The 14,496-nt window shown below is 44.9% G+C and carries 15 protein-coding genes; 5 read left to right on the forward strand and 10 right to left on the reverse strand.

From position 1 onward, the window contains the following. Positions 1–13: 13 nt before the first annotated feature. The 5 genes from JOE45_RS04225 to JOE45_RS04245 all read right to left on the reverse strand — a co-directional run bounded on the left by JOE45_RS04225 (position 14) and on the right by JOE45_RS04245 (position 4,922). Positions 14–694, reverse strand: coding sequence for a haloacid dehalogenase type II (locus tag JOE45_RS04225; protein ID WP_210021378.1), 681 nt, complete (start codon positions 692–694; stop codon positions 14–16). Positions 695–804: 110 nt separating this feature from the next. Continuing rightward, positions 805–1,485, reverse strand: coding sequence for a GntR family transcriptional regulator (locus JOE45_RS04230; RefSeq protein WP_210021377.1), 681 nt, complete (start codon positions 1,483–1,485; stop codon positions 805–807). 221 nt (positions 1,486–1,706) lie between these two features. Further along, entirely contained in the window at positions 1,707–3,227 is a 1,521-nt protein-coding gene (locus tag JOE45_RS04235; RefSeq protein ID WP_210021376.1) for a tripartite tricarboxylate transporter permease, read from the reverse strand. Between the two features lie 21 nt (positions 3,228–3,248). After that, a complete protein-coding gene (locus JOE45_RS04240; RefSeq protein ID WP_210021375.1) occupies positions 3,249–3,695 on the reverse strand; it encodes a tripartite tricarboxylate transporter TctB family protein in 447 nt (148 codons plus the stop codon). A gap of 192 nt (positions 3,696–3,887) precedes the next feature. Then, positions 3,888–4,922 carry a tripartite tricarboxylate transporter substrate binding protein gene (locus JOE45_RS04245; RefSeq protein ID WP_210021374.1) on the reverse strand — a complete coding sequence of 345 codons (1,035 nt, stop codon included), beginning with the start codon at positions 4,920–4,922 and terminating at the stop codon, positions 3,888–3,890. A gap of 281 nt (positions 4,923–5,203) precedes the next feature. On the opposite strand from JOE45_RS04245, the gene JOE45_RS04250 reads away from it, so the two are divergent. Genes JOE45_RS04250 through JOE45_RS04260 form a run of 3 tightly spaced genes read left to right on the forward strand, consistent with a single transcriptional unit; the run spans position 5,204 to position 8,896 of the window. Then, the gene (locus JOE45_RS04250) at positions 5,204–6,688 is read left to right on the forward strand and encodes a spore germination protein (protein ID WP_210021373.1); all 1,485 of its coding nucleotides are present in this window, start codon (positions 5,204–5,206) and stop codon (positions 6,686–6,688) included. Positions 6,689–6,692: 4 nt separating this feature from the next. Next, entirely contained in the window at positions 6,693–7,808 is a 1,116-nt protein-coding gene (locus tag JOE45_RS04255) for a GerAB/ArcD/ProY family transporter (protein WP_210021372.1), read from the forward strand. 2 nt (positions 7,809–7,810) lie between these two features. After that, a complete protein-coding gene (locus JOE45_RS04260) occupies positions 7,811–8,896 on the forward strand; it encodes a Ger(x)C family spore germination protein (protein ID WP_210021371.1) in 1,086 nt (361 codons plus the stop codon). 99 nt (positions 8,897–8,995) lie between these two features. Here JOE45_RS04260 and JOE45_RS04265 read toward each other — a convergent pair whose 3' ends face one another. After that, entirely contained in the window at positions 8,996–10,927 is a 1,932-nt protein-coding gene (locus JOE45_RS04265) for a dihydroorotate dehydrogenase (RefSeq protein WP_210021370.1), read from the reverse strand. A 199-nt stretch (positions 10,928–11,126) separates the two neighbouring features. On the opposite strand from JOE45_RS04265, the gene uraA reads away from it, so the two are divergent. Then, the gene (gene uraA, locus JOE45_RS04270; RefSeq protein ID WP_245246584.1) at positions 11,127–12,407 is read left to right on the forward strand and encodes a uracil permease; all 1,281 of its coding nucleotides are present in this window, start codon (positions 11,127–11,129) and stop codon (positions 12,405–12,407) included. A gap of 91 nt (positions 12,408–12,498) precedes the next feature. Here uraA and JOE45_RS04275 read toward each other — a convergent pair whose 3' ends face one another. Further along, positions 12,499–12,894, reverse strand: coding sequence for a hypothetical protein (locus JOE45_RS04275; RefSeq protein WP_210021368.1), 396 nt, complete (start codon positions 12,892–12,894; stop codon positions 12,499–12,501). 224 nt (positions 12,895–13,118) lie between these two features. Here JOE45_RS04275 and udk point away from each other — a divergent pair, with 224 nt between their 5' ends. Next, the gene (gene udk / locus JOE45_RS04280; RefSeq protein WP_210021367.1) at positions 13,119–13,733 is read left to right on the forward strand and encodes a uridine kinase; all 615 of its coding nucleotides are present in this window, start codon (positions 13,119–13,121) and stop codon (positions 13,731–13,733) included. Between the two features lie 32 nt (positions 13,734–13,765). Here the strand turns inward: udk and JOE45_RS23375 are convergent, their stop codons facing one another. The 3 genes from JOE45_RS23375 to JOE45_RS23385 all read right to left on the reverse strand — a co-directional run bounded on the left by JOE45_RS23375 (position 13,766) and on the right by JOE45_RS23385 (position 14,493). Then, the gene (locus tag JOE45_RS23375; protein WP_245246586.1) at positions 13,766–14,053 is read right to left on the reverse strand and encodes a response regulator; all 288 of its coding nucleotides are present in this window, start codon (positions 14,051–14,053) and stop codon (positions 13,766–13,768) included. Between the two features lie 63 nt (positions 14,054–14,116). Next, positions 14,117–14,260 carry a hypothetical protein gene (locus JOE45_RS23380; protein ID WP_245246588.1) on the reverse strand — a complete coding sequence of 48 codons (144 nt, stop codon included), beginning with the start codon at positions 14,258–14,260 and terminating at the stop codon, positions 14,117–14,119. Then, positions 14,248–14,493, reverse strand: a complete 246-nt coding sequence (locus JOE45_RS23385) for a Spo0B domain-containing protein (RefSeq protein ID WP_348632582.1) — start codon at positions 14,491–14,493, stop codon at positions 14,248–14,250. The genes JOE45_RS23380 and JOE45_RS23385 overlap by 13 nt, the downstream gene beginning before the upstream one ends. Between the last annotated feature and the right edge of the window lie 3 nt (positions 14,494–14,496).

Genomic DNA, 14,496 nt, shown 5'->3' on the forward strand with positions numbered 1-14,496 from the left:
CCCATTATGCCCTTCAAGGGCTTAAAATTTGAAGCAAACCGGTTAAATCGCGCATTTCGTAATCGGGACTAAAACGGGGATCGAGCGTATAATCGTTCAACCGATTGGACCAGGCGCAGGTAAGCCCTGCCGATTTAGCCCCCATCACATCAAATGAAGAACCTGCAACATGCAATAATTCCATTTTATCCAACCCGAGCTTAGTAAGCGGAAGCTGATAAATCATGGGACTAGGTTTATATGCTCCCGCTTGATCAGAAGCAAAAATATAATTAAATTGAATGTCGATCTCTTCCTGGAGCGCTTTCAACATGGCTTCCGTTCCATTCGACAAGATGGCGATTTCATATCCTCTATGTTGGATTTCGGATATCACTTTCACCGCCTCCGGCCAAGTGCGTAACCTAGTCCAGGCACGTATTAATCGGTCTCTGATCTCGTCGTCCATTTCGATTCCGAAGCGTTTGGCCGTATATTCCAAGGTGCACCGGGTAATGTAATCATATTTGAAGTGTTCGCTGTCCAAGGAATTGTTAAGCAATAAATAATCCCATTGCTTTGTACGCCAAGCCCGGAAAAATGCCGTTGTGTCAATGATTTCCGAATCAATAAGCTCATTTAATTCAGGTACCAGACTTCCTTCTATATCAGTCAAAGCTGAATATACATCGAAAGAAATCAATTGGTATTGCATCGATCTAACCTCCTTTTTAACCATATTAATGAAGACTGTCGACAGTAAACAATTAAAGTATAACAGATCCGATTTCATTTTTAAATCGTTTTTTAATCGGATCGTTACCATTAAATAGAATCGGAATCGCTTAGTACTTGAGTCAAATGATTATAATCGGCTGTCAAATGGCGTACCATTGCCTCAGATGCTGCTTCCTCGTTTCGTTCTTTCATGAAACTAAATATTTCCGCATGTTCGTTATAAATCGTCCAATCCCGTCCTTCTCCATAGAAATTAATAATCCGATATAAGAACATCAAAGATCTTAAATCATTTAATTGTTTTTGCAAACGATTGTTGCGGCTAAATGTCATAATCAAATCATGGAACTCTTCATTTAAACGAATCACTTCGTCCTTATCGTATCCATTCGGCTGCTTAATCTTTGCTTTGGCCAACGACAGACTATCTTCAATACGCTTCATTTCAACGTCGGTCGCTTTTTGAACGGTCACTCTGACAGCCAATGCTTCAAGTGCCATGCGGCATTGATAAATATCCTCAACATCTTTCACTGTCGGCTTATACACAATAATTCGCGATTTTTCGTCTATCACGACCAGACCTTCTTTTTCCAAAGCTCGGATCGCTTCTCTGATGGGACTTCTGCTCACATTCATTTCCTTTGCCAACCTGGATTCAACAATTCTCTCTCCCGGTTTGAACACACCGTCGAAAATCATTTTTTTGATGGAATGGTACAGTTGATCGTAATAAGGCATCGGTTTTTCGACTGAATAAGAATCCATCCACTTCACCCTCTTGTAGTCTGTCGACACGATTTAATACTAAATGTAATCAATGCTTTGAGTGAAGTCAATGTTATGAGGCGAAAATGTAAAAAGGGTATGGAGACCATACCCCCACTTTAACAATAGTTTGCACTTGAAACTTCGATAATGAAGTTTCAATGCAAAGGTATAGAATTCCCTTCAGCTTTTTATTTAATGAAATTAACTATTTCGAGTCTTTATCCCGCAATATCAACTTCAGAACCAACCGCCGCTTTTACGCGTTGTTTAGTGCGTCGGATTAGAATCAGTGATACAAAAAGAAGCACAAAAGCAAGGATCAGAATAGTTAAAGAAATCGGGCGCGTAAAGAATACAGTGAAATCGCCTCCCGACATGGACATGGATTGGACAAAGGATTGCTCGAACATCGGCCCCAATATAAAGCAGAGAATAAGAGGAACCACCGGCCAGCGATATTTGTGTAAAAAGTATCCGATTCCGCCGAAAACTAGCGCCATGAAAACATCAAATAAACTGTTTCTTACGGTATAAGCGCCAATGATGCTTAATATAAGAATGACAGGCGCCATCACTCCGTAAGGTACACTTGTTAACTTTGCCCATAATCCGACCAACGGCAAATTTAATACGAGCAGCATCAAATTACCGATAAACATACTTGCAATGACTGTCCATACAAAGCCGCCACTCTGTTCGAACAAAACCGGTCCCGGCTGCAGCCCGTAGATCATCAAACCTGCAAGCAATACGGCAAGCGGTGGCGAACTCGGAATTCCAAGAGCGAAAAGCGGGATAAAACCCGATGAACTCGTCGCATTGTTGGCCGCTTCCGGCGCTGCAACGCCCTCAATCGCTCCATGACCGAATCTTTCCGGCGTTTTGGACAATTTCTTTTCCATATCATAGGCCAAAAAGGTCGTAACTGCGGTGGAACATCCAGGCAATAATCCAAGGATAAAACCAATAAATCCACCCCGGAACATCGCTTTATAACTCTTCTTCAAATCTGCAAAACTTGGATAAACGCTTCCAATTTTGCCGGGGGCGATAGCGCCTGTCTTCTCTTCCATCCCCTTGATGACCTCGGTGATCGCGAACAGCCCAATGATCACGCTGATCATATCAATGCCGGCCGATAGGGCATCACTCCCAAACGTAAACCGCATCTGCCCTCCGGAAGGACCCATTCCTCCCATGGAAAGCAAATATCCGAAAAGTCCCATGATTAAGCCTTTTATAATCGAATTTCCCGCTAAGTTTACAATAACAGTTAGCGCTAGCAACATGAGGGCGAAATATTCGGGAGGGCCGAACTTTAGCGCTTGATCCGCAAGAATCGGAGCGAAAAAGACAAGTCCAACGACACCCATTGTTCCAGCTGCGAAGGAGCCGATCGCGGCGATACCGAGCGCTGGTCCCCCTTTTCCCTGCTTGGCAAGCGGATAACCGTCCAAACATGTCGGCACCGACGAAACCTCTCCAGGAATGTTCAGCAGAATGGCGGTAGTTGAACCGCCGTACATAGCACCATAATAGATTCCGGCCAACATAATAATTCCTTCAACAGGACCAAGTACTGTCGTTAACGGCAGCAATATAGCAATAGCTGAGGTAGGTCCGAGACCCGGCAGCATGCCGACCAGAGTTCCTACCAGAGCACCCAATATGGCCATTGCAAGATTAAGGGGTGTCAGCGCTTCTGCAAATCCGTGTAAAAGCATACCTATTGCTTCCATTATTAATGGTTCCCCCCTTCGTTATACATTGAAGATTCCCGTTGGGAATGGCATATTGAGCCAAAAAACGAAGATCAAATAAAATATGGTCGTTAGAACCGTTGCGTATAAAGCGGATTTGACAAGACTGAAGAAACCCAGCACTTTAAACAATCCGATAGCAACCAATAAGGTGCTGATAACATACCCCAAATATTGAATCGCAAACCAATATGCGAATAATAATCCTAAGGCGAGGAGCATACTTCTCATAATTACACGGTCAGGGAACTCTACCTTAAAACTCTCACCCTTCACAAAGAATACCATCAGCAAACCTAATAATATTAATGCCCCACCTACAATCCCAGGCATGGTGTGATCTCCGACGAATGTATCCATTCGCGAAGGATAGAGACGTATAGCCTCCGACATTGCGATGCCCCCGAAAATAACGCTAATAATTCCTCCTATACGATCAGCCAGCATATGTTCTCCCTCCTTTATTTAGAATAGACCGATACAGTAGCCGTTCAACAATAATGTAGACGCTAGCCCGGCATATCTCCGAATTCCAATAAACACCACAAAAAGCTTTCTACACACTTCCTCCTTCTGCAGTATTACTCACAGAAGGAGGAATGAATTCCCGCTATCGTTTTTTCGATGCTAAAAAATTAATTACTTAATGAGTCCCTTTGCTTTTACCATTTCAGAGAACAGCGCTAATTCTTCCTTTACATAGTTGGCATATTCCGTAGGATTCTGATAGCTGCCTTGAACACTCATGGATTTCAGTTTCTCTTGGAAAGCAGAGTCTTTGTGCATTTTCTCAAGGGTTGTTTCCCATTTTTTCACTACATGATCTGGAACCCCAGCCGGCATGGAAACTCCAACCCAGAACGATGCGGTAATGTTCTTAACACCCTTTTCTTCTAAAGTAGGAGCATCAGGGAAGAACGGACTTCTTTCCGGGGAAGCTACAGCCAATATTTTCAACTTTCCAGCCTTAACCAGATTGGATACCTCACTTACCCCTTGTACGCCAAGTGTGATGTGTCCGCCTGCAACCTTCGGAAGCGCATCACCGGCTCCATTAGTCACGATAAGTTTGGCTTTAGAAAAATCGCCGCCGATACTATCCAACCACTGGATGACACCGAAGGTAGCGATAGCTGTAGGACCATTACTTGCAAACGTAAGTTTGTCCGGATTTTGCTTCACCCAATCGTTAAGCTCCTCAATACTATTCCATGGCGCATCAGACTTCACAACAAATGCGAGCGGGTCATTCGTATTTCTGGAAATAAACTGATAATCTTCATATTTAAATGGCAAGTTCGGAACTCCCGCCAGTAATCCTGTTACAGCAGACACACTTTGAGTCACAACGGAATAGCCGTCCTTCGAGCCTTGCTTCAGAACCGCCTGTGTTCCTGTCGCACCGCCCGCTCCGGGTTTGTTCACGACGATGACCGGCTGTCCCCACTCCTTGCTTAAATAATCACTCATCGCCCTTGCGAAAATATCCGTTCCCCCACCAGCAGCAAACGGTACGATAATTTCAATTTGTTTGGTCGGATATTTCGGTTCTTCTTTAGCTGGCGCAGGAGTGCTGCCTGCTGAACCGTTAGAAGCAGGAGCCGTACCGCAGCCGGCTACAGCCAGGGCCAACAAGGACGCTGCCAGAATACTGCCAAAAATTTTTTTCTTCATTTCGATTTCCCCCTAAATGTAGTTTTTTATTTTCCAATTTAATGTCATTTAAACGCTTTCCGAAAGCGGTTACATTGACATTTTTATAATAATTCTAATGAATGAACAAAACAATCTTTCGATCATATTGGTTCTTTTGATCATTTTGGTCTTACATACGCAGTAATTCTTTAGCTTTTGGATGAAAAAAAGACTAACCGTTCATAATAAATGCAGAAATTGAAATATACGATAATTTTAATGGTGTGACCAAAATAATAAGTTAAGTTTAGGTGATATCTATGTTCAGGTTTTGGAAAAGAGCAAATATCGGAACCGCACATGAGGAAATTGAACCTCGTAAGAACTCCGTTCTTTCCTTAGATGCATTAAAACTGCTGCTGGCCAACATGCATGATGCAGAAATCATTGAACGCCAAACGAACGTAGATCAAAAGGTAACCCTCCTGTACATAAGAACTCTAATCGACCAAGAGCGTCTGAATGATACCATTGTTAAACCGCTGAATCATTGTACCTATGATACCGTTTATGAGTGTATTCAAAACTCTAAGGTGTTTGCCGTCGCTACGTTGGAAGAGGCGGTAAAGCTTTTACTGCAAGGGTCAGTTCTTATATATGATGCATTCAGGAATCATTGGTGGGCTGTTCTTCTCGCTAATCCGTTGAGCCGAGCCATTGAATCCTCAGAAACGGAAACGATTATTTACGGACCCAAAGACAGCTTCAGCGAACAATTGGACCAAAATATCACCATGATCCGCAGGCGAATTCCTATAACCGAACTAAAGACGGAGCAATATACCGTAGGGTATTTAAGCAAAACATCAATTGTGCTCATGTACATCGACGGATTGACGAATCCCGAATTTGTTTCTATCGCAAGAGATAAATTATCCAATATTGATTTTGATTTAATTCTGGAATCGTCCAATCTCACCGCTTTCATGGATGATCATATGCATAGCGTTTTTCCTCAATATTTGCAAACGGACCGACCGGATGCCTGCGCTTATTCTCTGGGTCTCGGAAAACTGTTGTTTCTGGTCGATAATACGCCGTTTGCCATCGTTGCTCCCATCACTTTTTTTCATTTGTTTCAATCCCCCGAGGATTATATCAACCGCTGGATTGTTGCAAGTTTTTTTCGCTGCATTCGATATGTCAGTTTTTTGATTTCGGTGGTATTGATCCCGGTCTATGTAGCGTTAGCCACTCATCATTATCAGATGATACCGCTGCAAATTCTTTTCGTGTTACTGGAATCCAGAAGCAAACTGCCCTTCACACCATTCTGGGAAGCGTTCTTAATGTTAATTACTTTAGAAATCATCAAAGAAGCCAGTCTGCGCATGCCTTCTAAATCAGGTCAAACCTTGGGTGTCATTGGAGGTATCGTCATTGGACAAGCGGCGGTAGAAGCCGGCTTCGCTAGCAAAGTGTTAATCGTATTGGTAGGAATCTCCTCGATCGCTTCGTTTTTGGTTCCCAATTATTTGGTCACTAAATCAAATACGATCATTCAATTCGTATTTCTTGTACTTTCGTCTTTTCTTGGAATGATTGGTATCGCCATTGGAATGATTGGAGTTCTTGCTCATCTGAATGCACTTAGCTCTCTGAAGCAGCCTTATTTTGCACCGGTAGCTCCATTCTATTGGAAGGACTGGATCGATACGTTCATTCGAGGTCCCCTAGCATGGATGAAAGCTCGTCCGGAATCTCTTTATCCTTTGGATAAGCTCCGTTATAAACGAAGGAGATGATCGAATGCGTTCACTTTCTATCTTTAATAAATCGTCTACCTTTGACGGCATTTATGTCATTCTAATGGTTAACCGGTTACAGCTGCTTTACTATTTTTTTATCCTTCCTATGTATTTGGTTTATCCTTATATGATCTGGGGGATTATCGTCATGGGTGTATTATCGCAATTCAATATCATGCTCTTCTCCAAATGGTTTTCATCAGTGACGTCTCCTAAAGATTATCAAGGATTTGTGAAACTCTTCGGTGAGCCTACGGTTCGTATTTTTGCTTTTCTTGGCTGGATGATTATATTAGTCAAAATCACTATTATCACACTGAGCTATATAGAAATTGTTCATCAATTTATATTCCCTGGGATGAATATGAACTGGCTCATTTTTTTTATCTTTCTCCTCACTTGCTATATAGCAGGACATGGGATGGAAAAAACGATTCGCTTTGTTGTCATCTCATTTTTGTTGTCGGTTTGGATGCTCCTATTGTTTATTCCTTTTTACATTCCGCCCATTGCTTCGCTTCAAGATTTACTTCCCATCATTCCAACTGAATGGCCCAAGGATTTATGGAATAAATTGGTATTTTTATGGTCTTGCTATTCGGGTCCAGAACTTCTGGTATTCATGCTTCCTTGGCTAAGCCCGGAACAAAAGATACTAAAATATTTGACGATTGCGAATGCCTTTTCTGTCATGGAATATGTGATTGTGTTTGTCGCCTCGTTATTTTTTTTCGGTTCCAATTACTTGCTCATAAGCGAGTTTCCGGTGATCAATATGATCCGATACCTGCAGTCGCCCGTTACGGAACGATTGGATATGATTATGATTTCCATACATATGATCCATTTTGCATTTGCTGCATCCATCTTCAAGCTGTTTTTATATGGTGGCGCACGGATCGTCATGGGTACTTGGAACAAGCCTAGCACCCTGATCGGTTTTATGGCAAGCTGCTCTCTGATTTTTGTATGCACCATTATTGTTAAAGAGACCTTATGGATGGAAGGAACAGAGGAGAATATCGGGCTCATGGTGGAGATAGGTTTGGGAGCATTAACGTACCTTCTGGTCCCATCATTCCTGCTAATGGCCAGCAAACGAAGGAGGCGCGTTTAGGTATGAGACAAATCAAAAGGGCTTTGTTAGGAGGACTGTTAAGCGCTATTCTGCTCATAACCGGATGCTCCCCGTTCGTGGAGAATAATACGATTGAGGAAATCGCCCCTGTGATTTTCTGGTTTATCAAGGATGGCGGAGAAGGCAAATTAAACATCAGCACCTTGGTCCCCCCGTTGATTAAAGAAAAGAAGCGGCTTCTCTCCAAGAATGTCGAACTTTTAAAGCAGGGCGGGAAGGAATTTAATCTAGTTTATTATCGGGAATTAAAAAACGGACAGCTTCGAATGATATTAATTAATGAGGAGCTTGCCAAAAAAGGAATTCTTTCGATGATTGATACCCTGCTGAATGACCCTAATATATCCCAGCGTCTTTATGTGGCCATAGTGGACGGGAATTTCAGTGATTACATCAATAGTCAATTATCCCAGCAGGCCAATTTGGATTATTTTCTATATCGCATGTTCAAGCACTACGAAGATAAGCACCAAGGTGAAATGAGCATAGTGAATCTGCATCAATTCAAGAACAAATTATACACACCCTTCTCGGATCCGATCCTCCCTGTCTTCAAGGTGGACAAAAACAACTTCACCTATCAGGGGACCGCATTTTTCCGTCATGACAAGCTAATCGGGAAGATTAACAAAATTGACGATGAAATCCTGCAGCTTATTAACAACGATCATTACCTTAAGCTTCTACCTCTACCTGAATTATCTGTAAGCATAGATCATGTGCGGGGAAATACCTACATGAAATTGAATCAGGATTACTCATCCCTTTCATTCATAGTCCATCTTAGCGGCAGAATCGATGAATACCGAGGGAATAAAAACCTTCATGATTACGAAGATTTTCTGGCTCTTAACCATGAGATTAACGCATTTTTGAAGAAACACACCGTGGATTTACTGAAAAAAATGCAAGAATGGAAGGTGGATCCTCTGGAAGTTGGAAAACATACTCTTCGCCCTTTTAAAAAATCGATGAGTGAAAAAGAATGGTCCAACTATTGGAGTAAGATGAACATCAACGTCGAATATCAAATCGATCTTGATCCTTTGAAGAATATGAACCAATGAATCAAGGCCACCGAATCTCTTCATGTATTGCCAAAGGCATTACTATGGAAATCGCCGTGATTCGCAGACGGATTCGGCATGACGATTTCCACAGGCATACTATTCAGTCGATTTTCGAAATTTTGAGAACAAATAAGGATACAAAAACCACAAAGCCAATAGATAAAAAGCAAGAACAAGATATGCCGGCGCCAAATGCCATTGATTCGTATAGCCGATCTCCACATGTACTCCTAAACCCGCTATAAAACCAGGCAGGCCCGATAGTGCTAGCGTCCACCAGATCCAGCTTTCTCCCCTGCGTATTCCCCATAAGGCCATGAGCAGAACCGCTATGCCCAGGGAAAATAAAGCCCCTCCGAAGCCCGCCCGGTCATGTGCGATCAAAGAAATCAATCGCTCGTTCGCCTCCGCTAATTCCTGCACGCTTGTGCACAAGTATGCCAGATCTTCAGGTACGAAGACGAATGTGATCCCGACAATAGAAATGACGAACCCTCCTACCATAAGCGAAGCCCCAAGCATAACGGCAAACAGTTGTCCCCACTGCCCTCTTCGCCACGCCCGGTCATTCCTTAGAGCAGGAGAAGGCATCCCGAAATGAAAGGACCGGTGAGTCCCCCACATCCCGATCACGAAGAGCGGCAGAATCAGAAGCGAGACGAGCGCATGCAGCGGATCGAAATAATCAAAGCCCAGAAACAGAAAAAAACTCAAGAAGCCAACTGAGGCGGAATACAGCACAGCTTGCCTGGCCCAATGAAGCCGCTTACGGATACCGAAACCAGCGAGCATGAGATATACGATGCCGATCGATATCATAGTTCCGGCGAGCGTCATTCGGTCATGGGCCATAAAATGAAGCAGCCGCTCGTTGATCGCCGTGAATCTCTCCCGCAGTATGCCTACGTAAGCTTCGTCATAGGGCAGCATGACGACCGTCGCTGCAATCCACCAGGCGAGAATGCCGCCAATGCACATGGCCAGGCCAAGCCCTGCGATCCAGCCCCACCCCTTCCAAAACCGTCCACACTCGTACGAAGCTGCTGTCCCGATTGTGAAGGCAGCAGCTTCATTTATTCGTTTGGGTAGTCCGGGACCGGCATAAACCAATCCGCTGTGCAGAACAATCAGGTCAGCTCCGGCGGATATGAGATCCAACGCATCCTGCGGATCGGATATTCCTCCCGATGCCAAGATCGCATATCGCTCTCCCCAGCGTTCCCGTATGGACCGAACCAAACGTTCAGCAATCGACTTGCTTGGCGGACCTATCACCCACGCGTCATCCGATTCTTTTAAAGCATCCGTGATAGCGACACCCTGAATGATATAAGGTGGCAGCTCCTCCAGCATAGCTTCAACTTCCAAGAACGGTGTATCCGGGGAAAAGGCTAGCACCACTGGTTTACCGATCCCTTCAGAGAGCAGCAGATTTTCCAGCATTTCAAGGCGCCAATGCAGTGGTTTATGGATCCAATCCTCGCTATGTACAACATAAAAGTCCGCATGCTCCGAAAGCCGCTCCGCAGCAGCGCGGATTCCATTCGCCGCATGTACCGGGCTTTCCTCTAGCGTACCGAGCCAAATACCAAGGGGCAGCTTTATGGGCCCCTGTTTGCGAACGATTGCAAGTGCTGCTTCAACTGAAATCCGGTTGGTTGCCTCCGAATAGACCAATTGCCTATCCTGTTCTCTTCTTTTCGTCCGCGGATGCGATGCTTCTGTCATGTCGGAATACACCGTCCCGATCTGCAAAAAACCAAGACCGAAGCCGGATAATGCCCTCATACCTCTGCCGTCGGCTGAAAGCTCGGGAGACAAGCCTACCGGGCTGGCGAAGCGAATTCCAAGAACCTCACGAGTCAGCTCTTCAGGCGGATCCATGTGTCCCATGAAACGTATGATGGCCCCGCCCCCGGGAAGGCGCGATAACAGATTGATGGCTCCAAAGGTGATGCTTCGGGCTCTTTCCGCCTCCATACGAAACAGCAGAGGCTTGAATAGGGTATGATAACTCCAATCCGGCATTCTTCCTTCTCACCTCGCTTTCAAGCATGAATGATAAGTCATAACTATTTATCGATAAGGAACGATTCCTATGAACTACAGTTTTTCTTTTTCTATTATAGCGTGTTGGATCAAAAAAAGTATGGCATTTTTGTCGAAATTTGATAAGATAGTTGAGGTGTTTATACTATTAACCAAGACCGCCAAGGGGTGTATCGTATTGAATCAATCAAAATTTATCGGAGTTCACGAGCGTCCGCCGCTGCTTCAAAGTTTGCCGCTCAGTCTCCAGCACTTGTTTGCCATGTTCGGCGCGACCGTGCTCGTACCCTTCCTGTTTGATGTGGACCCAGCCACGATCCTGCTGATGAACGGGATCGGCACATTGCTGTATCTATGGATCTGTAAAGGGAAAATCCCTGCCTATCTAGGCTCCAGCTTTGCCTTTTTGTCCCCTGTATTTGCCGTATTGGGCGCGGGACTGCCATATGAAGCAGCTCTTGGCGGCTTCATTGTATCGGGTATTATATTCTCCTTGGTCGCCCTGTTGATTCGGGCCGTTGGAACGCGCTGGCTCGATATTGTGTTTCCACCTGCGGCAATGGGTGCCATTGTAACGGTCATCGGGTTGGAACTCGTGCCGGTAGCTGCCGAAATGGCTGGCTTCATTAAACCGGCAACCGCTACAGAATGGTCTCCAGATCCTAAGGCAATTATCGTCTCGTCCGTCACTCTGATCATAACAATCGTAGGCTCTGTTGTATTCCGGGGATTTCTGAAGATCATCCCGATACTTGTCGGCATTGTCTGCGGCTACATTCTTGCTTACTTCATGGGCTTCGTAAAATTTGGAGCCGTTATGGAAGCGGATGTTCTGGCCCTGCCGACCTTCTATTATCCACAGTTCTCGATTACGGCCATCATGATCATCGCACCCGCTGCGCTGGTCGTTATTGCCGAGCATATCGGACACTTGATCGTAACAGGCAATATTGTAGGAAAAGATTTATCCAAAGACCCCGGGTTAGATCGTTCCTTGTTCGGCAACGGGATCTCGACGATCCTTTCAGGCTTCGTTGGCTCTACACCGAATACGACGTACGGCGAAAACATCGGCGTCCTGGCCATCTCCCGCGTATACTCCACCTGGGTTATTGGAGGGGCTGCGATCATCGCCATAATCCTGTCGTTCTTCGGTAAGCTGACCGAATTAATTAAAACGATCCCCGTGCCTGTCATGGGCGGAGTTTGTCTCCTATTATTTGGCGTGATCGCGACATCCGGCGTACGGATGCTAGTTGAAACGAAAGTGGATTACTCCAAAGCAAGCAATCTAATTCTGACAAGCATCGTTCTCGTTATCGGGGTTAGCGGAGCCACGCTAACCATCGGCAGCTTTTCGCTTAAAGGCATGGCGCTCGCCACTGTCCTAGCCATTATAATCAGTCTGTTCTTCAAATTGTTAGAACAACTGAATCTTATGAACGAACCAAGGAAATAATCATGGCTTATGGCCTTGATTACGGGCCGTAATGAAATACCCTGCATTGGCAGCTATGCCTTTGCAGGGTATTTTGGTATTTGACAATTATTCACATAATGGCTTCCAATCCGCCATACTTAGATATGGCGATAAGCAAGTCGTGCAGAATGGGTAGAATAAATTGGGCCGAGCCCAACTGCAAGATGCCACTCCGGTTATGCAGCACTGCTTCCCTCACGTAGATACGGTAATGCTGCATTCCTGCCTGCACATTCACAGTCTCGCTGCCGGAAAACTTACTGGTACTCAGTCGAATCGGACGGGAGCCGGTGGGAAACTGAAACGGTGTAATGCTGATGATGTCCTCCAGCTTGATATGGTAATTTGCGTGAGGCTTTTGGAAGATCAATTCTTTGGTTGACACCGTAAGGCCGAAATCGCGCTTCTTATGAGATAGCTTCAAGTCCCCTTCAAGAGCTTTGATCTTGATAAAATTCTCGTTCATCGTGTCTTCCTCCTCTTATACTGCGGCGGAATCGCCTGAACGTTATAGATTAGTCTCATGGAATAGAGCTTTAACAGAGCATACCACAAAACATGAAGCACGTGCCACAGTGCTGTGTGGTTACTGCTGGAGGGTGCTTCAGATAGCTCGTTTTCCAGAAACGATTATGCTACAATACGAAGATTAACAATGGATTACGTTTCTGTAGGAGGATTTGATTAATCATGTTAATTATCGGCATTGCAGGCGGCACGGGATCGGGTAAAACAACGGTGGCGCGTTCTGTCATCGACCGGCTTGGGTCGGACAAGGTCACTTTCGTGTCTCAAGATAACTATTACAAAGATCACTCTCATCTTTCTCTAGCTGAGCGAGAATCCATCAATTACGACCACCCGCTGGCATTCGATAACCCTCTGCTGCTTGAGCACTTGAAGCAGCTTAAACGTCAGATTAAGGTCTTTGCGCCGGTGTATGATTTCTCCCAGCATGCACGGTCTGAAACAGCAAAGGTGGAACTGCTGCCGAACAAAATCATCATAATAGAAGGGCTTCATGTACTTTCCGATGAACACCTGCGCGACATTCTCGATATCAAGGTATTCGTCGATACCGACCCGGACGTACGTATTCTGCGGCGCGTGCTGCGCGACATGAATGAGCGTGGAAGATCGATCCAATCCGTATACGATCAGTATTTAAATACGGTCAAACCGATGCATGAAGCCTTTATCGAGCCTTCAAAAAAATATGCCGACCTCATCATACCCGAAGGCGGGCATAACGAAGTCGGCATTCAGCTACTTTCCATATTAACCGAAAAATATTTAATGTCATAAATATTTAATAGGAATTAATTATCTAACTTTCGTTATACACGCTCCAGCCGACCAACGTCTCTGTAGGAGAGATCTGCCCTCAGCTTGTTTTCCGCAACCAGGTGCTCAAGATAACGGCCGGCGGTAGAACGGCTAACGCCATCCCGCTTTGCGGTTTGTTCCGCGGTTAATGGTGCATCCGCCGCTGTCATGGCCCCAATGATTTTATCCAGCGTCAGCTTATCCAACCTTTGGGAAGGGAAACTCCAATGATCGAGGCTTCCTTCTTTCCCGATCCTTGCATTAGGCTCATGTAGAATCGTTCCACCGAGTTTTTGCACGGCGTGGTTAACCAAGGAATGCCCATGCCGTGGTGCTCGCCTTCTTTACTGGAAACTCCTTTTTTAAAGATAAGGTCGGTCGGAGCAATTCGCTGGGATCCCTGGGCCGTTATCTTCACATTCAATCATTAAATCGGTGCCAAGATCACTTAAAAACATCATCACTTTCTTCTCTTCAGAGGAGTGGTGTTCAATCAGCGTTTCCATGGTATTGTCCGCCAATGACCGGATTTGGAATTTTCACGCATGATGAACTGAATCAAGTTTTGATGTACGTCGGATTCTCTTGAAATCATCTTTACAACCTTTTGATACGATTCGAGATGAATTAAGCCAGAGATGATATAGAGTTTGTTGGAGTATTCATGCGTTTGAGCACGCAGCCCTTCGGCAAATCGTTGACCTGCGACAGTTCCACATCCAGACGATATAACTCGGATTTG

This window comes from Paenibacillus sp. PvR098 (genome assembly GCF_017833255.1).
Taxonomy (GTDB): domain Bacteria; phylum Bacillota; class Bacilli; order Paenibacillales; family NBRC-103111; genus Paenibacillus_G.

Bases quoted from the DNA above. Each gene is read 5' to 3' on its own strand.
- JOE45_RS04230 (WP_210021377.1), bottom strand. From the start codon at position 1,485: ATGGATTCTTATTCAGTCGAAAAACCGATGCCTTATTACGATCAACTG.
- JOE45_RS04245 (WP_210021374.1), bottom strand. From the start codon at position 4,922: ATGAAGAAAAAAATTTTTGGCAGTATTCTGGCAGCGTCCTTGTTGGCC.
- JOE45_RS04255 (WP_210021372.1), top strand. From the start codon at position 6,693: ATGCGTTCACTTTCTATCTTTAATAAATCGTCTACCTTTGACGGCATT.
- JOE45_RS04235 (WP_210021376.1), bottom strand. From the start codon at position 3,227: ATGGAAGCAATAGGTATGCTTTTACACGGATTTGCAGAAGCGCTGACA.
- JOE45_RS04225 (WP_210021378.1), bottom strand. From the start codon at position 694: ATGCAATACCAATTGATTTCTTTCGATGTATATTCAGCTTTGACTGAT.
- udk (WP_210021367.1), top strand. From the start codon at position 13,119: ATGTTAATTATCGGCATTGCAGGCGGCACGGGATCGGGTAAAACAACG.
- JOE45_RS04250 (WP_210021373.1), top strand. From the start codon at position 5,204: ATGTTCAGGTTTTGGAAAAGAGCAAATATCGGAACCGCACATGAGGAA.
- JOE45_RS04240 (WP_210021375.1), bottom strand. From the start codon at position 3,695: ATGCTGGCTGATCGTATAGGAGGAATTATTAGCGTTATTTTCGGGGGC.
- JOE45_RS04275 (WP_210021368.1), bottom strand. From the start codon at position 12,894: ATGAACGAGAATTTTATCAAGATCAAAGCTCTTGAAGGGGACTTGAAG.
- JOE45_RS04265 (WP_210021370.1), bottom strand. From the start codon at position 10,927: ATGCCGGATTGGAGTTATCATACCCTATTCAAGCCTCTGCTGTTTCGT.
- JOE45_RS23380 (WP_245246588.1), bottom strand. From the start codon at position 14,260: ATGGAAACGCTGATTGAACACCACTCCTCTGAAGAGAAGAAAGTGATG.
- JOE45_RS04260 (WP_210021371.1), top strand. From the start codon at position 7,811: ATGAGACAAATCAAAAGGGCTTTGTTAGGAGGACTGTTAAGCGCTATT.